The sequence below is a fragment of the Microbacterium sp. NFH-22A-Y genome (assembly GCF_021401375.1).
GTDB lineage: Bacteria > Actinomycetota > Actinomycetes > Actinomycetales > Microbacteriaceae > Microbacterium > Microbacterium hominis.
This window is the reverse complement of the sequence record NZ_JACBGF010000003.1, coordinates 484,921-503,564: the sequence shown is the minus strand read 5'-3', so window position 1 is coordinate 503,564 and position 18,644 is coordinate 484,921. Positions and strand designations below refer to the sequence as shown.

Sequence of the window (18,644 nt, the reverse complement as noted above, 5' to 3'; positions counted from 1 at the left end):
TCAGCGCCGACTCGGCGATCGCTTTCATCCGTCCCGCGACGTCGCTTCTGCGGGTGCGATCCGACCTCGCGGGACGGATGAAGCGGCGCTCAGCGGGCGAGGGCCGCGATCTCGGCGGCGGCGCGGGCGACGTCGTCGTTGACGACGCGGTAGTCGAACTCGCCCTGGGCGGCGAGTTCCACCTTGGCCGTCTTGAGGCGTCGGGTCCGCTCCTCGGCTCCCTCGGTCCCGCGCCCCACGAGGCGGTTGACGAGCTCGTCCCAGCTGGGCGGGGTGAGGAACACCAGCGTCGCGTCGGGCGCGGCGGCGCGCACCTGGCGCGCGCCCTGGAGATCGATCTCCAACAGCACCGTGCGGCCCGCGGCCAGCGCCTCGTCGATCGGCCCGCGCGGTGTCCCGTAGCGGAACGCGTTGTGCACCGTGGCGTGCTCCAGCAGGGCGCCGTCGGCGATGAGCCGGTCGAAGCCGGCGTCGTCGACGAAGAAGTAGTGCTCACCGTCGACCTCGCCCGGTCGCGGCGCACGGGTGGTGGCCGAGACGGACAGCAGGATCTCGGGGTGGTGCTCCTTGATGTGGGCGGCGACGGTGCCCTTGCCGACGGCGGTGGGCCCCGCGAGCACGATCAGCCGGCTGCGGCCGCCGCGGGGCTGCAGCGGCGGGAACCGGGTGTCGAGCCAGTCCTTCAGCGCGACGCGTTGGCGGGCGCCCAGGCCGCCGAGCCGCTTGACGGGGGCGATCTCTAGGTCCGCGAGGATGCGGTCGCGCTTGCCCTCGCCGATGGCCGGCAGCGCCGTCAGGAACTCGGTGATCCGCATCGCGCCGGCGGGGCTCTCCGGTGCGTCGAGCGCGCGCTGCAACAGCTCCTGCGGCGTGATGACCCGCATCGCGACGTCGTGCTTGAGGGCCGCGCGTTCGCGGCGTGCGGCGACGGCGCGACGGGATGCCGCGACACGGTCGACCTCGGGAGGGGTGCGGGAGTCAGCCATGGGATCCTCCACGGTACAGGGCGGCGCGTTCGGCGATCCGCGCGGCGAGCCGGTCGGGTCCGGCGGACAGGATGCTGCGGCTCTCGCTCGCGATCACGCCGTGGGCGAGGCCGCCGAACACGCGCGTCAGGTCGGCGGGCTCGGCGCCCTGGGCTCCGAAGCCGGGGGCGAGGATCGGCACGGTCCGCCCGAACGGTCGCAGGCCGCGGTCCGCGAGGTCGACCGTCGCGCCCACCACGAGGCCGAGCGAGGCCCAGTCGCCCGTGGAGGAGTCGGCGGCGACCACCTCGGCGGCCACGGCGGCGGCGACCGGGGCGCCGGTGTCCACGTGCGCCGTCTGCAGCTGCGCCGCCTCGGGGTTGCTCGTCGCGGCGAGGACGAAGGCGCCCTTCCCGTGGGTCAGCGCGGAGGCCAGGGTCGAGGCGAGCGCGCCGACGCCGAGGTACGGGCTCAGGGTGAGGGCGTCCGCCTCCAGCGGCGCCCCGGGCGGCAGCCACGCGGCCGCGTACGCGTCCATCGTCGTGCCGATGTCGCCGCGCTTGGCGTCGGCGATCACGATCAGCCCCGCGGCGCGGGCGGCCGCCATGACCTCTTCGAGGGCGGCGAACCCGGCGGATCCGAACCGCTCGAAGAACGACACCTGCGGCTTGACGATCCCCACGGTGGATGCCGCGGCATCCACCGTGCGCAGCCCGAACTCGCGCACGCCCTGCGCGTCGACACCGAGCCCCCACTCCCGCAGGAGCGTCTCATGGGGGTCGATGCCGACGCACAGGCGTCCGCGCGTGGCGACGGCCCTCTGCAGTCGCGAGCCGAACGAGCTCACACCGCGGCCCGCTGCTCGGCGGCCTGGAGAGCCTCGGCGCGGTCGACGGCGTACTCCTGGAGGCTGCGCACGGCGAAGCCTTCCCGCAGCACCGGCAGCGCGCTGACCGCGGCGCCGAGGACGGCCATCGTGGTGAACAGCGCCTTGTCGGCGGCCACGGCCGCCGCGCGGATCTCGTACCCGTCGGCGCGGGCGATGCCGCCGGAGGGGGTGTTCACGACGATGTCGATCTCGCCCGCGTTGATGAGGTCGACGACGTTGCGCTCCCCCGACTCCTGCGTGTCGGAGTACTTGTTCACGACGTCCACGCGGATGCCGTTGCGCGCGAGGATCTCGGCGGTGCCCGACGTCGCGACGAGGCGGAAGCCGAGCTCCTGCAGGCGGTGCGCCGGCAGGATGACGGCGCGCTTGTCGTCGTCGGCCACCGACAGGAACACCGTGCCCGAGGTCGGCATGCCGCCGTAGGCCGCCGCCTGGCTCTTGGCGAACGCGGTCGGGAAGTCGCGGTCGATGCCCATGACCTCGCCGGTGGAGCGCATCTCCGGGCCGAGCACGGAGTCGACGGTGTGGCCGTCGGCGGTGCGGAACCGCTTGAACGGGAGCACGGCCTCCTTGACGGCGACGGGAGCGTCCAGCGGCACGCGCGAGCCGTCCTCGACGGGCAGCAGGCCCTCCGCCTTGAGCTCGGCGATGGTGGAGCCGGCCATGATGCGCGACGCCGCCTTGGCCAGCGGGATGCCGAGCGCCTTCGACACGAACGGCACGGTGCGCGAGGCGCGCGGGTTCGCCTCGATCACGTAGAGCACGCCCGCCGAGACGGCGAACTGCACGTTGAGCAGACCCCGCACGCCGACGCCTTCCGCGATCGCCTGCGTGGCGGTGCGGACGCGGTCGATCTCGGTGCGACCGAGCGAGATGGGCGGGAGGGTGCACGACGAGTCGCCGGAGTGGATGCCGGCCTCCTCGAGGTGCTCCATGACGCCGCCGATGTACAGCTCGTGGCCGTCGTAGAGCGCGTCGACGTCGAGCTCGATCGCGTCGTCGAGGAAGCGGTCGACCAGCAGCGGCTTGCCCTCCTCGATGACGACCTCACCGGCGGTGCGCACGAAGTAGTCGCGCAGGCTCTCGGTGTCGTAGACGATCTCCATGCCGCGGCCGCCGAGCACGAAGCTCGGGCGCACGAGCACGGGGTAGCCGATCTCCTCGGCGATCGCGACGGCGCCCGCCTCGTCGACGGCCGTGTCGTGGCGCGGGGCCACGAGTCCGGCGCGGTCGAGCAGCTGCGAGAACAGCTCGCGCTCCTCGGCGATGTCGATGGCGGCGGGAGAGGTGCCGAGGATCGTGTAGCCGGCCTCCTCGATGCCCTTCGCGAGTCCCAGCGGCGTCTGACCGCCGAGCTGGCAGACCACGCCGAGGATCGTGCCCGACGCGCTCTCGGCGTGCAGGACCTCCAGGACGTCTTCGAGCGTGAGCGGCTCGAAGTACAGCCGGTCGCTCGTGTCGTAGTCGGTCGAGACGGTCTCCGGGTTGCAGTTGACCATGATCGTCTCGTAGCCGGCGTCCGACAGGGCGAACGAGGCGTGCACGCACGAGTAGTCGAACTCGACGCCCTGGCCGATGCGGTTCGGGCCCGACCCGATGATGACGACCTTGGTGCGATCGCTCGGCGTGACCTCGGTCTCGTAGTCGTAGCTGGAGTAGTGATACGGCGTCAGGGCGGGGAACTCCCCCGCGCACGTGTCGACCGTCTTGTACACCGGGCGGATGCCGAGGCCGTAGCGGACGCCGCGGATCTCGGCCTCGGTCACGCCCCGCAGCTGCGCGAGCTGCGCATCGCTGAAGCCGTGCTCCTTGGCCAGACGCAGGGTCGCGGCATCCAGCTCGGCGGCGGCCTGCACGAAGGCGGCGACCTCGTTGATCAGTGCCATCTGGTCCAGGAACCACGGGTCGATCTTCGTGGCCTCGAACGCCTGCGCGACCGTGGCGCCCTTGCGCATCGCCTGCTGCAGCGTCACGATGCGCCCGTCGGTGGGGACCTTCGCGATCTCCAGCAGCTCCTCCACCGAGCGGGGCTCTTCGCCCCAGTGGAAGCTCGATCCGCGCTTCTCGAGCGAGCGCAGCGCCTTCTGCAGCGCCGTCGTGTAGTTGCGGCCGATCGCCATCGCCTCGCCGACCGACTTCATGGTGGTCGTGAGCGTCGCGTCGGCGTTCGGGAACTTCTCGAAGTTGAAGCGCGGCACCTTGACGACGACGTAGTCGAGCGTCGGCTCGAAGCTCGCCGGCGTCGCCTGGGTGATGTCGTTCGGGACCTCGTCGAGGCGGTAGCCGATCGCGAGCTTCGCGGCGAGCTTCGCGATCGGGAAGCCCGTCGCCTTGGAGGCGAGGGCCGACGAGCGCGAGACGCGCGGGTTCATCTCGATGACGATGATGCGCCCGGATGCCGGGTCGACGGCGAACTGGATGTTGCAGCCGCCGGTGTCCACGCCGACTGCGCGGATGATGTCGATGCCGATGTCGCGGAGCTTCTGGTACTCGCGGTCGGTCAGGGTCAGCGCGGGGGCCACCGTGATCGAGTCGCCGGTGTGCACGCCGACCGGGTCGACGTTCTCGATGGAGCAGACGACGACCGTGTTGTCGGCCATGTCGCGCATGAGCTCGAGCTCGTACTCCTTCCAGCCGAGGATCGACTCCTCCAGGAGCACCTCGGTGGTCGGCGAGTCGCGCAGGCCCGCACCGCCGATGCGACGCAGATCCTCCTCGTCGTAGGCGAAGCCGGAGCCCAGGCCGCCCATCGTGAACGAGGGGCGCACGACCAGCGGATAGCCGAGCTCGGCGGCGCCGGAGATCAGATCGTCCATCGTGTGGCAGATGACGCTGCGGGCCACGTCGGCCCCGGCATCCAGCACGAGCTGCTTGAAGATCTGACGGTCCTCGCCCTTGCGGATGGCGTCGACCTTGGCGCCGATGAGCTCGACGCCGTACTTGTCGAGGATGCCCTGCTCGTGCAGCGCCATGGCGGCGTTGAGCGCGGTCTGGCCGCCCAGGGTCGGCAGGATCGCGTCGGGCTTCTCCTTCTGGATGATCGTCTCGATCACGGCGGGCGTGATCGGCTCGATGTAGGTCGCGTCCGCGAAGTCGGGGTCGGTCATGATCGTCGCCGGGTTCGAGTTGACGAGGATGACGCGCACGCCCTCCTCGCGCAGCACGCGGCAGGCCTGGGTTCCCGAGTAGTCGAACTCGCAGGCCTGGCCGATGACGATCGGGCCGGAGCCGATGACGAGGACGCTCGTGATGTCGTCGCGCTTGGGCATCAGTTCTTGTTCTCCAGAGAGGTGCGCACCATGTCGGCGAAGCGGTCGAAGAGGTAGTTGGCGTCGTGCGGGCCGCCGGCGGCCTCGGGGTGGTACTGCACGCTGAACGCCGGGATGTCGAGGGCGCGCAGGCCCTCCACGACGTTGTCGTTGAGGCCGATGTGGCTCACCTCGACGCGGCCGTAGCCGTTCGGGCTGAGGGTCTCGCCGTCCAGCGGAGCGTCCACGGCGAACCCGTGGTTGTGCGCCGTGATCTCCACGCGCCCGGTCTGCTTGTCGAGCACCGGCTGGTTGATGCCGCGGTGGCCGAAGGGCAGCTTGTACGTGCCGAAGCCGAGCGCACGGCCGAGCAGCTGGTTGCCGAAGCAGATGCCGAAGAAGGGCAGGCCGTCGTCGAGCACGTTGCGCAGGAGCGTGACGTGGTCGTCGGATGCCGCGGGGTCGCCCGGGCCGTTGGAGTAGAAGACGGCCACGGGGTCGATCGCGCGGACCTCGTCGATCGTCGCCGACTGCGGCAGCACGTGCACGTCGAACCCGCGGGCGGCGAGGTTGAGCACGGTCGCGCGCTTCACGCCGAGGTCGAGCACGGCCAGGGCGCCCAGCCTCTGCACGTCGGCGGCGGCGGGCGTGACCTCGACCTCGCTGACCGAGACGGCTGCGGAGAGGTTCTGGCCGGCCATCTCGGGCGCTTCGCGCACGATGCGCAGCTGCTCCTCGGGGTCGAGGGCCGCGGCCGCGCCGGAGAACACGCCGCCGCGCATCGAGCCCGACGAGCGGAGCACGCGGGTGACGGCGCGGGTGTCGATGCCGGCGATGCCGACGATCCCGTCGCGCACGAGGGCGTCGTCGAGCGACTCGTCGGCACGCCAGTTGGAGACCACGCGCGAGGGGTCGCGCACGATGTAGCCGGCGACCCAGATGCGGCGTGACTCGGGGTCTTCGCCGTTCATCCCGGTGTTGCCGATGTGCGGCGCGGTCTGCAGGACGATCTGTCCCGCGTAGGAGGGATCGGTGAGCGTCTCCTGGTAGCCGGTCATGCCGGTGGAGAAGACGACTTCGCCGAGGGTCGTGCCCCGTGCGCCATAGGCGCGGCCGGGGTGGCGGGAGCCGTCTTCGAGGACGAGGACGGCGGGGTCGAGCAAGAAGGTCATGCGGCGTTTCCCGTCGAGGTGGTGGAGGTCTGGTCTGTCGCGGTCGGGGTCGAAGGCGGCAGGAGGGCGGAGATCGCAGCGGCGAGGGCGGAGGCCGACTCGTCCTGCGGGCGGAGGTAGCTGTCGACGATCTCGGTGGAGCCGTCCGAGCGGTTCGCGAGCCAGGCGATGCGCACGAGCCCGCCCGCCTCGACCACACGGTCGATGGCCGTGTTGGCGAGGTCGACGCCGGAGATCCGCTCGAGAGCGAGGAACATGCGCGGCTGGCCCACGAGGTCGAGGGCGACGCCCCGATCGGTGACCGTCACGTCGAGGCGCGAACGGAAGCCGAGCCCGCGGATCGCGAGGCGTTCCAGGGCGTCGTCGTGCCGGGTCGTCGCGACGTAGAAGCCCGAGCTGCGAACCTGCTCGCGGGCGTCCGTCGGCGCCTCGCCGAACGGTGCGGCGAGCCCGCCGTCCCGCCGGGATCGTCGTCGCCACGCGACCACACCGAGCGCCAGGAGCCCGACGGCCACGGCGATCATGACGAGCAGTGCCCCTTCACGGGTCATGACGTGACCTCCTTCATGGCGGTGGCCACGACGCCGTCGGCGACCGTCGGAGCGCCGCGGAAGAACGTCCACCGCACCTCGCCCGGCAGTTCGCGGCCCAGGTAGGGAGAGTTGACGCTGCGTCCGCGCAGGTCGTCGCGGCCGAACGTCCGCACCGGCGCCGGGTCGTACAGCGTGAGCGAGGCCGGTGCTCCCACGGTGAGCGGTGTGCCGGCGTCGGCGAGGCGGCCGATGCGGGCCGGTGCGGCCGACATCACGCGGGCGACGTCGTCCCACGACAGCATCCCGGTCTGCACCATCGCCTGGTGGACGACCCGCAGCGCGGACTCCAGCCCCACCATGCCGTTGGCGGCCGCCTGCCACTCGCACGACTTGGCCTCCGCCGGGTGCGGGGCGTGGTCGGTGGCGACGATGTCGATCGTGCCGTCGGCGAGGCCTTCGCGCACGGCCTGCACGTCTTCGTCGCGGCGCAGCGGCGGGTTCACCTTGTAGCGGGCGTCGTAGCCGCGCACGAGATCCTCGGTGAGGAGCAGGTGGTGCGGCGTGACCTCGGCGGTGACGTTCACGCCCCGCTTCTTCGCCCAGCGGATGATGTCGACCGACCCGGCCGTCGAGAGGTGGCACACGTGCAGGCGGGAGCCGACGTGCTCGGCCAGCAGCACATCGCGGGCGATGATCGACTCCTCGGCCACCGCGGGCCAGCCGGCGAGGCCGAGCTCGGCCGAGACCGTGCCCTCGTTCATCTGGGCGCCCTCGGTCAGCCGCGGATCCTGTGCGTGCTGCGCGACGACGCCGTCGAACGCCTTCACGTACTCCAGCGCGCGGCGCATGATGAGCGGGTCGAAGACGCAGAAGCCGTCATCGCTGAAGACGCGCACGCGGGCGCGGGAGGATGCCATCGCGCCCAGCTCGGCGAGGCGTTCGCCCTTCTGCCCCACCGTCACGGCGCCGATCGGCTGCACGTGCACGTAACCGGCCGCCTCGCCCAGCGCGAGCTCCTGCTCGACGACACCGGCCGTGTCGGCGACCGGCGAGGTGTTCGGCATCGCGAACACCGTCGTGAACCCGCCCGCCGCGGCGGCGCGCGAACCTGTCAGCACCGTCTCCGACGCCTCGTAGCCGGGCTCGCGCAGATGCACGTGCAGGTCGACCAGGCCGGGCAGGGCGATCAGCCCGTCGGCATCCACCACATCGGCGCCGGCGCGGGTGAGCCCGGTGCCGATCTCGGCGATGCGGCCGCCTTCGAGCACCACGTCGGCGGCCTCTGCCCCGTTCAGGCGGGCGCCGCGGATGATCGTCGGGCGCTCCGGGGTGTGTGGAACCGTCACGGGGCGTGCTCCTCTGCGTTCGTGTCGCGCTCACCGGGTCGTTCGCCGGCCAGCACCAGGTACAGCACCGCCATCCGCACCGAGACGCCGTTCGCGACCTGCTCCAGCACGGTCGAGCGCGGGGAATCGGCGGCGTCGGCGGAGATCTCCAGGCCCCGGTTCATGGGGCCCGGGTGCATCACCATGCTACCGTCCGGCAGAGCGGCCAGACGCTCGGCATCCAGTCCCCATCGACGCGAATACTCCCGTTCAGTGGGGAAATACGCCGCGTTCATGCGTTCCAGCTGAATCCGCAGCATCATGATCGCGTCCGGTGCGCCCGCGATGGCCTCGTCGAGGTCGTAGACGATGCGCGCCGGCCACGCCGAGACATCCTGAGGGATCAGCGTCGGAGGAGCGACGAGAGTGACCTCCGCGCCGAGCGTGTGCAGCAGCCAGACGTTCGAGCGCGCGACGCGCGAGTGCAGGATGTCGCCGACGATCGCGACCCGCACGCCCGCGAGGTCTCGACCGCGGCTGTCGTCGCCGAAGCGGCGCTTGCGGATCGTGAAGGCGTCGAGCAGCGCCTGGGTGGGGTGCTCGTGCGTGCCGTCGCCGGCGTTGACGACGCCCGCGGTGATCCAACCGCTCGTGGCGAGGGTGTGCGGTGCTCCGGACGCGCCGTGACGGATGACCACGGCATCCGCGCCCATCGCCTGCAGCGTCTGGGCGGTGTCCTGCAGCGACTCCCCCTTGCTGACGCTGGAACCCTTGGCGGAGAAGTTGATGACGTCGGCCGACAGTCGTTTCGCGGCCGCTTCGAAGGAGATGCGCGTGCGCGTCGAGTCCTCGAAGAAGAGGTTGACGATCGTCTTGCCGCGTAGCGTCGGCAGCTTCTTGATCTCCCGCGACTGGGTGTCGCGCATGTCCTCGGCGACGTCGAGGATGCGCAGGGCCTGCTCGCGTGCGAGCGTGCGGGTGTCGAGCAGGTGCCTCATGATGCGATCGTCACCTCTTCGACGCCGTCGACTTCCGCGAGGTGCACGTTGACGCGCTCGCTGCGGGCGCTCGGCAGGTTCTTGCCGACGAAATCGGGGCGGATCGGCAGCTCACGATGGCCGCGGTCCACGAGGATGGCGAGCCGCACCGCGGCGGGGCGGCCGATGTCGCCGATCGCGTCCAGGGCGGCCCGGATGCTGCGTCCCGAGAACAGCACGTCGTCCACGAGGACGACGGTCTTGCCGTCGATCCCCCCGGCCGGGATCTGCGTCGGGCGCGGCGTGCGGGTGGGATTGCGGTGCAGGTCGTCGCGGTACATCGTGACGTCGAGGGCGCCGACGGGGACGCGCGAGCCGGAGATCTCGCCGAGGAGGCCGCCGATGCGCTCCGCGAGGGTCACCCCCCGGGTCGGGATGCCGAGGAGGACGAGGCCGTCCGCCCCTTTGTTGGACTCCAGGATCTCGTGGGAGATCCGAGTCAGTGCGCGGGCGATGTCGGCTGTCTGCATCACGGTACGCGTGTTACCGGTGCTCATCCGTCGCTCCCTTCTCCGCCTCACGGGACGGTGTTAAAGGTTGCTGTGGTACGTCACCCACTCTACCCGACCCGGGCGGCGCTTCAGGTGGTGGATCGCCCCGGCGCGATCGCGCGTCGTACCCCGGCGCGGGCGGCCGTGAGACCGAGCACGAGCAGCGTCACCGACCAGAAGCCCCCGAGGGAGACGGCGTCGCCGAAGAGCAGGTCCTCGAGCCACAGCACGACGAACTTGCTGCCGGGCAGGATCAGCACCAGCATCACGATCGAGGTGACACGTCGCGCCGCCGTCGACGCCGCGCGCAGCCGTGCCACGACCCGCTTCTTGATCCGCAGCACCAGCTCGAGGACGAGCTTGAGCATGACCGCCGTCGCGAGCGAGACGGCGAAGCTCTCGGTGATGACGCCCGGGACGAACTCGGCGGTCAGGTTGAGGATCACGAGGTAGACGAGGACGTCCACGAGGTGCAGCGGGTCGATCTTCATGCCAAGGTCCTCCCTCGCGGACCCCCGGTGTAGTGGTCGCGCTCACTCTAGGGCAGGCCGTTGAAGCGCATGAGAACACTCTCACGCGGCGTGTGATGTTTCCTATCTCGATCTGGACTTTTCCACCGTATGGTGTCGGAGGCCCTCGGCAGAATGGGGGTATGGACCTCCTCGCACCGCACCTCGACGACCTGCGTTCGCAGGTCGTGGACGTGCTGCGCGCGGCGGCCCCGAACCGTGTCTTCGAGCGGGGCACCGACGGCGAGCTCGCTCGGCAGATCGCCGCGATCGCCGAGATCGGCCGCTTCGTCGAGGCGCTCCTGATCGACGCGACCGGCGAGGTCATGCGCCGGTCGGAGAACCCCGTGCGCGACGAGCGGATGACCTCGCACCTCGGATGCCGCGACGTCACCGATCTGCTGCAGACGCTCACCCGGCTCGAACCGCGGTCGGCGGGCCGGCTGCAGCGGGCGGCGACGGCTGTCCGCCGCGCCGCGTCGCCCACGACCGGTGAGGCGCTCGACCCGCCGTTCCCGTCGGTGCGGGCCGCGATGGTCGACGGGGTGGTCGGTACCGACGGCATCCTCGCGATCACCGGACCCCTCCAGCAGACCGCGCCGCGCGTCTCCACGGCCGCGCGGAGGGACGCCGCCGACGTCGTCGTCGCCGAGGCGCGGGGCTGGATGCCGCGCCGCCCGCATGCGCCGAGCTGCTGCGCATCCACGCGCAGACGTGGGCGCTCGCGCTCGATCAGGACGGCGCCGAGCCGCGCGAGCGGGTGGCCGAGCGGAAGCGCTCGCTCGTGCTCGGTGTCGCCACCGCGGCCGGAGTGCCCGTCCGAGGAACCCTGCTGCCCGAGGTGGCGGCGCAGCTGCAGACCATCTTCGATGCCCACCTCTCCCCCGCGGTCGCCTTCGACGACCCGTTCACCGCCCTTGACGACGACCCGCTCGTCGCCCGGGATGAGCGCACCCGCCCGCAGAAGCAGCACGATGCGCTCGCGGCGGCACTCGGTGTCGCGGCATCCAGCGGGCTCCTGCCCACGGTCGGCGCCCACGCGCCCACCCTGGTGGTCTCCGTCGAGGCCGACGATCTCATCGCGGGCACGGGTTTCGCCCACGCGCAGGGCTGCGATCAGCCCGTCAGCACCATGGTCGCCCGCCACGTCGCCTGCGCCGGCGCGATCCAACGCGTCGCCACCCGCCCAGGCGGACGCATCGTCGCGATCGGTACCGAGGAACGGGTGTTCAACCGGCATCAGCGTCGTGCCATCGCCCTGCGTGACGGCGGGTGCATCATTCCCGGCTGCGGCGTTCCCGCCGGCTGGTGTGAGATCCACCATGTCACCGAACATGCCCAAGGCGGCCCGACGCACACCGACAACGGCGTGCTGCTGTGCTGGTACCACCACCGCTTCCTCGACCGCATCGGCTGGAAGCTGCGCATGAACAGCGGCGTGCCCGAGGTCACGGCACCGCCGTGGCACGGCACGGATCATCGGTGGCGGCCGGTGACGACGTCGCCCGTGCGACTCACGAAGCGCGCGAGGCGAATCCTGACGACGTGAATCCCGTGCGTCAGAGCCGGGTCACGACGTCTGCGCGGAGGCCGTCTCGCTGACGCGCGCCGCGCGGATCGGATGCCCCGGTGCGGTGAGGCACTGTCCGCTCGCCAGGTCCCACTTCCAGTCGTGGAGGGCGCACGTGAGCACGCCGTCCTCGATCTTGCCGGTCTTGGTGAGGTCGGCGCGCAGGTGCGGACAGCGCCGCTGCACGTTCCAGCCGTCGATCTCGGCATCCTCGGTCTGATCCGACTGCTCGGCGTACCAGTTCTCGACGTACTCGATGCGGTCGCGCGACAGGCACTTCAGGAACGTGGTGAGGAACTCGTTGAACTTGCCGCTGCGGCCCACCTCGAACTGCATCGACAGGAAGATCGAGTTCGACCAGTCGATCTCGTGGTCGCGGATGTTCGTCGAGACGAGATCGGCGGGGATCGTGTACCAGTAGATGCACTCCTCCCCCGCGTACGCGCGCACCTTGGCCTTCGGGAAGTCGACGACCATGTCGAGCTCGCCGATGCGGAAGCGGACGTTGCCGCCCACCCCGGTGCGGATCGTGCGAGCGCGGCGCAGCAGCGGCTCCCACCACTCCTGCAGTGCCGCGAGCATCTCGTCGGGTGCCATTGGCTCGGCGCGGGTGGCGATCTCGGCGATGACCTCTCCCTGACGGCTGTCGCGCTGTTCGGCGAGGTAGGCCCACTTCTCGTCGAAGACGCGGTCGATCTCCTCCGCCGAGTAGAGGGTCTGGGTGATCTCGATCGCCCCGCCGTCGAGGTCGACCTGCGTGCCGGGCACGAACTCGTAGCCCTTCTGGTCGGGACGCTCGTCGCGCATGTGCGCGAGGAACTGACGCTGATCGGTGAAGATCGAGTCGTCCTCCAGGCCCCACCCGTTGAAACGGAACAGGTCCTCACGCAGGAACATGGGCGGACCCGCCATCGGGAAGACGTGCTCGGCATCCACCTTCTCGATGTAGTACATCGCGCGCTTGTTCTGCGCGTCGCGCTTGAGCTTCGCGAAGTGCTGCTTGGAGTCCTGCGGCAGGTCGTAGACCATGGGCCACCAGATCGCCCCCGACACCTGCGTGAAGTACGCGTCGGGCTTCGAGAACGAGAGCAGCCGGTCGAGGTCGAGCGGATGCGAGTCGTTCTGGTTCAGGATGCTGGCGGTGCCGTCGTCCACGCTCAGCGAGGAGTCGCCGATCGGGCCGTCACTGGGCGCGCGCAGCGGCGTGACCATGATCTTCAGCCCGCCGGGGTACTCGATCGTCCGGCCCGCCTGGGTGTAGACGATGTTGTCGTAGCCGAGGCGGCGGAGGTCCACCTCGAGGTCGTCGGTCGGGTACTCCGGCAGCAGGACGCGGATGTCCTTCGGCACGTACCGCTCCAGCAGCGTGGGGTCGAAGTGGTCGCGGTGACGGTGGGAGATGTAGAGGAAGTCCGCCTTCCCGAAGCGCTCCCAGTCCAGGCCGCGGTTGTCGGGGAAGGGGAACCACGAACCGAAGAAACTCGGCCCCATCACGGGGTCGCACAGGATGCTGCCGCCCGTCGTCTCGATGAACATTCCGGCGTGGCCGAGGCCTGTGATCCGCATGGGTCCTCCTGGTCGAACAGCTCCCGAGTCTACGCGCGAGAGGCTGTGCGCCCGCTCAGGCGAGGCGGGAGTCAGGGTGCCGAGAGACCGAGGCGCGGGTACAGGCGGGCGAAGCCCTCGGCCAGACCGCCCTCCAGGGCTTCGACGACATGGCCGGCCCCGGGCACCACGTGGCGGTCGGCCTGTCGGCCTGCCGCCGAGAGGAGATTCCCCCCAGCCATACGGATGTGACGTCAGGCGGTGCGGGCGATACGTCCGAGCACGCCGTGCACGAACGAGCCGGAGTCGTCGGTGGAGAACTCCTTCGCGAGCTCCACGGCCTCGTCGATGGCGACCGCGGAGGGCACCTCGTCGTTGAACATGAGCTCCCAGACGGCCAGGCGCAGGATGGCACGGTCGACCGCCGGCATCCGCTCGAGCTTCCAGTCGCGCGCGTGCGTGACGATCTGCTCGTCGATCTCGTCGCGGTTGTCGATGACGCCGTCGACGATCTCGCGTGCGTACAGCCAGGACGCCTCGCGGGCGGGCTCGTTCGCCGCGCGCTTGGCCTCGGCCGCGAGCGTCACGGCGAGGTCGTCACCGCGGACGTCGGACTGGTAGAGGATGTCGAGGGCGCGCTTTCGCGCCTTGGAGCGTGCGCTCATGTGATCGGATGCCGCGCGTCAGTTGACGCGGCCGAGGTAGTCGCCCGTCCGGGTGTCGACCTTCACCTTGGTGCCGGTCTCGAGGAACAGCGGGACCTGGATCTCATAGCCGGTCTCGACGGTCGCGGGCTTCGTGCCCGCCGACGAGCGGTCGCCCTGAAGACCGGGCTCGGTGTAGGTGATCTCCAACACGACGGAGGCCGGGAGCTCGATGTAGAGCGGGTTGCCGTTGTTGAGCGCGATCTGCACCTGCTGGTTCTCGAGCAGGAAGTTCGCGGAATCGCCGACCGTCGCGGCGCCGACCGTGATCTGGTCGTAGTCGGCGACGTCCATGAAGACGTAGCCCTCGCCGTCGTTGTAGAGGTAGGTGAAGTCGCGGCGGTCGACGTTCTCGATCTCCACCTTCGCGCCGGCGTTGAACGTCTTGTCGACGACCTTGCCGGTCATGACGTTCTTGAGCTTGGTGCGGACGAAGGCGCCGCCCTTGCCGGGCTTCACGTGCTGGAACTCCACGACGCTCCAGAGCTGTCCGTCGATGCTGAGGACGACGCCGTTCTTGATGTCTGCGGTCGATGCCATGAGTGTGGAGTTTCCGTTCGTGAGTTCGAGGTGGCGCACGCGGTGGCGCGCGGCCGACAGTCGATCTTAGCCCACGCTCCTCCGCGGGCCCGGGCGTCAGCCCTCCGCCGCACCCGTGATGACGTCGATGAGCAGAGCGACCGCGCGCGCGTAGCCCGAGACGCCCTCGCCGATGACGTGGACGGCGGCGACGTCCGCGACGTAGGAGTGGTGCCGGAAGGCCTCGCGTTCGAGGATGTTGGAGATGTGCACCTCGGCGACCGGCAGCGAGACGCCCGCGAGCGCGTCGCGGAGCACGACGGACGTGTGCGTCAGGCCCCCCGGATTGATCACGATCCCGGCGCAGTCGGTGCGCGCCTCGTGGATCGCGTCGAGGAGCACGCCCTCGTGATTGCTCTGCACGGCCCGCACCTCGAAGCCGCGCTCCGCGGCGGCATCCCGGGTGAGGCGTTCGACGTCCGCGAGGGTGTCGCGACCGTAGATCTCGGGCTGGCGGGTGCCGAGGAGGTTGAGGTTGGGGCCGTTGACCAGCAGCAGTCGTCGCGTCTCGCTCATCGTCGGCACACTATCAGCGCGGCCGCTCACCGGGCGGCGTCGCCTTGCGCGGTGAGGCGGATGGGGGCGTTTCCGGCGCCGAAGCCGGCGTAGCCGTCGCGGCGCTCCACGAACTCCCAGAAGATCTGCCCGACGGTGCGGGTGTAGACGTGCAGGTACTCACCGTCGGCGTCGCGGTCGTACGCGATGTCGAGCGCGCGCAGCTCGCTGATGACTTCGGTCGGCAGGTCGAAGCGGGCCGCGAGGTCGTCGTAGTAGTTCTGCGGCATGCGCAGCAGCTGCATCCCCCGCGCGCGGGACGCGCGGGCCAGCGCGCGGACGTCGTCGCACGCGAACGCGACGTGCTGCGCCAGACCCGTGGCGCTGCCCTGTTCGGCCACGATCGGGGGCGCAACGTTCAGCGGCAGTCGCACGCCGTCCTCGCCGGGCCCGGCGAGGACCCGGCTGCGCACCAGCCCCTGCGGGCCCGGCACGTCGGTGCTGCTGGCGACGTGGAGGCCGAAGGCCGCCGTGTAGAACAGCGTCGTCTCGTCGATCTCCTGCCACGGCTGCGTCATGCTGACATGGTCGAAGCCCGTCACGGCGCTCGCGGCGGCGACCTCGCCGTGCTCGAACTCGCGGGTCCAGGAGGGTTCGCCGGCGTCGGCGGCCTGCGTCCAGAACACCGCCATCCCGCCGGGGGCCACGGCGGCGTCGAGCTGCTGCTCGCGGGCGTAGGTGCGTCGGTAGGCCCGGGGCGTCTGCAGGGCGTCGACGCGGCGCGACACGGCCTCCGCGTCGTCGACCTCGAACCCGACGGCGGCCAGGTGAGGCGCCATGTCGCGCGCGTGCTGCTCGTTGAGTACGACCCGCGCCCGCCCGGCCGACCACAACGTCACCGGCTTGGAGCGGTGGCGTCCGCGGGAGGTGAATCCCGCCTGCGAGAGCAGCGCTTCGACCGGAGAAGTGTCCTCGGCGCGGATCTCGACGAAGTCGATGCCGGAGGGCGCTGCGGAGTCGGGCAGCATCTCCAGGTCGGGCAGATCGGGATACCGACGCGCCACGGCGTCCTCGAGCCACTTCAGGGACCGGTGCGCGTGCAGCGCCGTGCGCGCGGAGTCCGTCTGTCGGAAGGTGTCGTTGAAGACCTCGAGCGACCACGGCCCCGAGTAGCCGGCGTGCAGCACCTGACCCATGAAGCCGACGAGATCGAAGCTGCCCTCCCCCGGGAACAGGCGGTGATGCCGGCTCCACGACAGCACGTCCATCGACAGTCGCGGCGCGTCGGACAGCTGCAGGAAGAAGATGCGCTCGCCCGGGATGTCGCGGATCGCGGACGGGTCGTGGCCGCGCGAGAGGATGTGGAACGAGTCGAGGCACAGCCCCACGGCCGGGTGGTCGGCGAGCTGCACGACCCGCCACGCCCGGCGGTAGTCGTCGATGAAGCGTCCCCAGGCGAGCGCTTCGAACGCGATGCGCACACCGTGCCGCGCGGCGACATCGCCGAGGCGGCGCAGCTGCACCGCGCTCACCTCGTCGTCGTCGACCGTCGCCGTCGCCACGTTGCTGCAGCACAGCACGAGGCCGATGCCCAAGCGCGCGGCGAGGGCGAACTTCGCCTCGGCGCGGTGCAGCACCCGGGCGAACTCCGCCTCGTCGACGCCTTCGACGTCGCGCAGCGGCTGGAAGAGATCGAGCGTCAGGCCGAGGCGGTCGGCGACGGCGCGGATCTCCTCCGGGCTCTCGGGCGCCGCGACCAGGTCGGGCTCGAAGACCTCGACGCCGTCGAAGCCGGCCTCGGCGCAGGCGTGCACCTTGTCGACGAGAGTGCCGCTGACGCACACGGTCGCGATCGAGGTTCTCATGCCGGGAAATGTACCATCCGGTACATACGTGCGGTAGGCCTCGCCTGCGAGGTTCGGTCTCGCCCGTCGATATCCTGAGCGGATGGTGGTCCAGCAGCGCGACGCGGAACGCACCCGGGCGGAGCTGCTCGCGGTGGCGACGGAGGTGTTCGCGCAGGACGGCTACTCGGGTGCGCGTGTCGACGACATCGCGGAGCGCACCCGCACGACGAAGCGGATGATCTACTACTACTTCGGCAGCAAGGAGGGCCTGTATCTCGCGGTGCTCGAGAACGCGTATCGCGGCATCCGTGATGCGGAGCGCGGGATCGACCTGGCCCACACCGATCCCCTCGCGGCGATCCGGGAGCTGGCGGAGCTGACGTTCGACTATCACGTCACCCACGACGACTTCATCCGTCTGGTCTCGATCGAGAACATCCATCGTGGAGCGTTCATCCGCCGCATCGAGGCGCTGCGCTCCCTCTCCCAGCCGGCCAAGACGCTGCTCGACGACATCTTGGAGCGCGGGCGCGCCGACGGCGTCCTGCGGTCCGATGTCGACGCGATCGACGTGCACCTGGTCATCAGCGCCTACTGCGTGTTCCAGGTGGCCAACCGTCACACCTTCGGCTACCTGTTCGACATGGACTTCGACGACCGCAGTGCGCACCTGCGCGCGCTCATCGGCGACGTCGTCGTCTCCTGGCTCGCCGCGCGCTGAGCGCGAGGATGGCCGGGGTTTTTCCCGGCCGATCCTTGACGTCGTGGATTTGCCGTGGTTCACTCTGAACGTACCGGTTAGTACATAGACCGGAGCGTACGAAGGAGTACACCCGTGATCGTCACCCACACCGCTCGGCGTCCCTATCTCGTGGGACTCGTCGGCAGCGGGGTCACGCCCTCGCTCACGCCGCCGATGCACATGGCGGCCGCACGCGAGCTTGGTCTCGAGTACGTCTACCGCCCTCTCGACATCACGGCGCTCGGCCTGTCCCCCACCGCAATCGGCGACATCCTCACGTGGGCGGAGCGCCTCGGCTACGACGCCCTCAACATCACGCATCCGTGCAAGCGGCTCGTCCTGGACCACCTCGACCACCTCGACCCGCTGGCCGCGGCGCTCGGCGCCGTCAACACCGTGCTGTTCACGCCGGAGGGCCGTATCGGCCACAACACCGACACGACCGGCTTCGCCGCCGGGTTCGTGTCCGGCCTCCCCGGCGTCGCGACCGACCGCGTCGTGCAGCTCGGTGCCGGAGGTGCGGGGTCGGCGGTCGCCGATGCGCTCCTGCGCGGTGGCGTCGGTCGACTGATCGTGGTCGACATCGACGGCCGTCGCGCGGCGGAACTGGTCGACGATCTGCGGTCGCGCCACGGAGTCGAGCGCGTCGCCGTCGGTGCCGCCGACGAGCTGGCCGTCCTGCTGGCCGCGGCGGACGGACTGGTCCACTGCACGCCCACGGGGATGGCCGAACACCCCGGGATGCCCGTCGACGCGGTGCTCCTGCGGCCGACCCTCTGGGTCGCCGACATCGTCTACCGCCCCTATGAGACGGCGCTGCTGCGGGCCGCGCGCGCTCTCGGGGCTCCGACGCTCGACGGCGGACGGATGGCCGTGTTCCAGGCCGTCGACGCCTTCGAGCTGATCACCGGCATCCGGCCCGACGCCGATCGGATGTCCGCCCACTTCCACGCTCTCGTGGCCGCCGACCACGACGTGCTCACCCGCTGACCC

17 protein-coding genes are annotated in these 18,644 nt (G+C 70.6%); 3 read left to right on the top strand and 14 right to left on the bottom strand.

Annotated features, from left to right (window positions below; genetic code table 11):
- Nucleotides 1–89 precede the first annotated feature (89 nt).
- The 9 genes from gmk to L0965_RS13385 all read right to left on the bottom strand — a co-directional run bounded on the left by gmk (nucleotide 90) and on the right by L0965_RS13385 (nucleotide 10,151).
- Nucleotides 90–986, bottom strand: coding sequence for a guanylate kinase (gmk, locus tag L0965_RS13425; protein ID WP_101306404.1), 897 nt, complete (start codon nucleotides 984–986; stop codon nucleotides 90–92).
- A complete protein-coding gene (gene pyrF, locus L0965_RS13420; RefSeq protein ID WP_101306403.1) occupies nucleotides 979–1,812 on the bottom strand; it encodes an orotidine-5'-phosphate decarboxylase in 834 nt (277 codons plus the stop codon). The genes gmk and pyrF overlap by 8 nt, the downstream gene beginning before the upstream one ends.
- Complete coding sequence (carB, locus tag L0965_RS13415; RefSeq protein ID WP_060958611.1) at nucleotides 1,809–5,123, bottom strand: carbamoyl-phosphate synthase large subunit; 3,315 nt, start codon at nucleotides 5,121–5,123, stop codon at nucleotides 1,809–1,811. The genes pyrF and carB overlap by 4 nt, the downstream gene beginning before the upstream one ends.
- A complete protein-coding gene (gene carA / locus L0965_RS13410) occupies nucleotides 5,123–6,274 on the bottom strand; it encodes a glutamine-hydrolyzing carbamoyl-phosphate synthase small subunit (protein WP_101306402.1) in 1,152 nt (383 codons plus the stop codon). The genes carB and carA overlap by 1 nt, the downstream gene beginning before the upstream one ends.
- Nucleotides 6,271–6,825, bottom strand: coding sequence for a hypothetical protein (locus L0965_RS13405; protein WP_101306401.1), 555 nt, complete (start codon nucleotides 6,823–6,825; stop codon nucleotides 6,271–6,273). The genes carA and L0965_RS13405 overlap by 4 nt, the downstream gene beginning before the upstream one ends.
- Nucleotides 6,822–8,153 (bottom strand): dihydroorotase, encoded by a 1,332-nt coding sequence (locus L0965_RS13400; protein ID WP_223848936.1) that lies wholly within the window; start codon nucleotides 8,151–8,153, stop codon nucleotides 6,822–6,824. The genes L0965_RS13405 and L0965_RS13400 overlap by 4 nt, the downstream gene beginning before the upstream one ends.
- Entirely contained in the window at nucleotides 8,150–9,130 is a 981-nt protein-coding gene (locus tag L0965_RS13395; RefSeq protein WP_060958608.1) for an aspartate carbamoyltransferase catalytic subunit, read from the bottom strand. The genes L0965_RS13400 and L0965_RS13395 overlap by 4 nt, the downstream gene beginning before the upstream one ends.
- The gene (gene pyrR / locus L0965_RS13390; protein WP_101306400.1) at nucleotides 9,127–9,666 is read right to left on the bottom strand and encodes a bifunctional pyr operon transcriptional regulator/uracil phosphoribosyltransferase PyrR; all 540 of its coding nucleotides are present in this window, start codon (nucleotides 9,664–9,666) and stop codon (nucleotides 9,127–9,129) included. The genes L0965_RS13395 and pyrR overlap by 4 nt, the downstream gene beginning before the upstream one ends.
- An 83-nt stretch (nucleotides 9,667–9,749) precedes the next feature.
- Nucleotides 9,750–10,151, bottom strand: a complete 402-nt coding sequence (locus tag L0965_RS13385; RefSeq protein WP_101306399.1) for a hypothetical protein — start codon at nucleotides 10,149–10,151, stop codon at nucleotides 9,750–9,752.
- Between the two features lie 679 nt (nucleotides 10,152–10,830).
- On the opposite strand from L0965_RS13385, the gene L0965_RS13380 reads away from it, so the two are divergent.
- Entirely contained in the window at nucleotides 10,831–11,718 is an 888-nt protein-coding gene (locus L0965_RS13380) for a DUF222 domain-containing protein (RefSeq protein ID WP_308192940.1), read from the top strand.
- 21 nt (nucleotides 11,719–11,739) lie between these two features.
- Here the strand turns inward: L0965_RS13380 and L0965_RS13375 are convergent, their stop codons facing one another.
- The 5 genes from L0965_RS13375 to L0965_RS13355 all read right to left on the bottom strand — a co-directional run bounded on the left by L0965_RS13375 (nucleotide 11,740) and on the right by L0965_RS13355 (nucleotide 16,927).
- On the bottom strand, nucleotides 11,740–13,305 hold the full coding sequence (locus tag L0965_RS13375) for a Rieske 2Fe-2S domain-containing protein (protein ID WP_101306398.1): 1,566 nt from the start codon (nucleotides 13,303–13,305) through the stop codon (nucleotides 11,740–11,742).
- 233 nt (nucleotides 13,306–13,538) lie between these two features.
- Nucleotides 13,539–13,949 (bottom strand): transcription antitermination factor NusB, encoded by a 411-nt coding sequence (gene nusB / locus L0965_RS13370; protein WP_101306397.1) that lies wholly within the window; start codon nucleotides 13,947–13,949, stop codon nucleotides 13,539–13,541.
- Between the two features lie 18 nt (nucleotides 13,950–13,967).
- Entirely contained in the window at nucleotides 13,968–14,528 is a 561-nt protein-coding gene (efp, locus tag L0965_RS13365; protein ID WP_060958603.1) for an elongation factor P, read from the bottom strand.
- A 96-nt stretch (nucleotides 14,529–14,624) separates the two neighbouring features.
- Nucleotides 14,625–15,083 carry a type II 3-dehydroquinate dehydratase gene (aroQ, locus tag L0965_RS13360; RefSeq protein ID WP_060958602.1) on the bottom strand — a complete coding sequence of 153 codons (459 nt, stop codon included), beginning with the start codon at nucleotides 15,081–15,083 and terminating at the stop codon, nucleotides 14,625–14,627.
- Nucleotides 15,084–15,109: 26 nt separating this feature from the next.
- Nucleotides 15,110–16,927 (bottom strand): sugar phosphate isomerase/epimerase and 4-hydroxyphenylpyruvate domain-containing protein, encoded by a 1,818-nt coding sequence (locus L0965_RS13355; protein WP_101306396.1) that lies wholly within the window; start codon nucleotides 16,925–16,927, stop codon nucleotides 15,110–15,112.
- Between the two features lie 82 nt (nucleotides 16,928–17,009).
- Here L0965_RS13355 and L0965_RS13350 point away from each other — a divergent pair, with 82 nt between their 5' ends.
- Both L0965_RS13350 and L0965_RS13345 read left to right on the top strand, forming a co-directional pair.
- Complete coding sequence (locus tag L0965_RS13350; protein WP_060958600.1) at nucleotides 17,010–17,630, top strand: TetR/AcrR family transcriptional regulator; 621 nt, start codon at nucleotides 17,010–17,012, stop codon at nucleotides 17,628–17,630.
- A gap of 114 nt (nucleotides 17,631–17,744) precedes the next feature.
- The gene (locus tag L0965_RS13345) at nucleotides 17,745–18,641 is read left to right on the top strand and encodes a shikimate dehydrogenase (protein WP_101306395.1); all 897 of its coding nucleotides are present in this window, start codon (nucleotides 17,745–17,747) and stop codon (nucleotides 18,639–18,641) included.
- The last annotated feature ends 3 nt before the right edge of the window (nucleotides 18,642–18,644 follow it).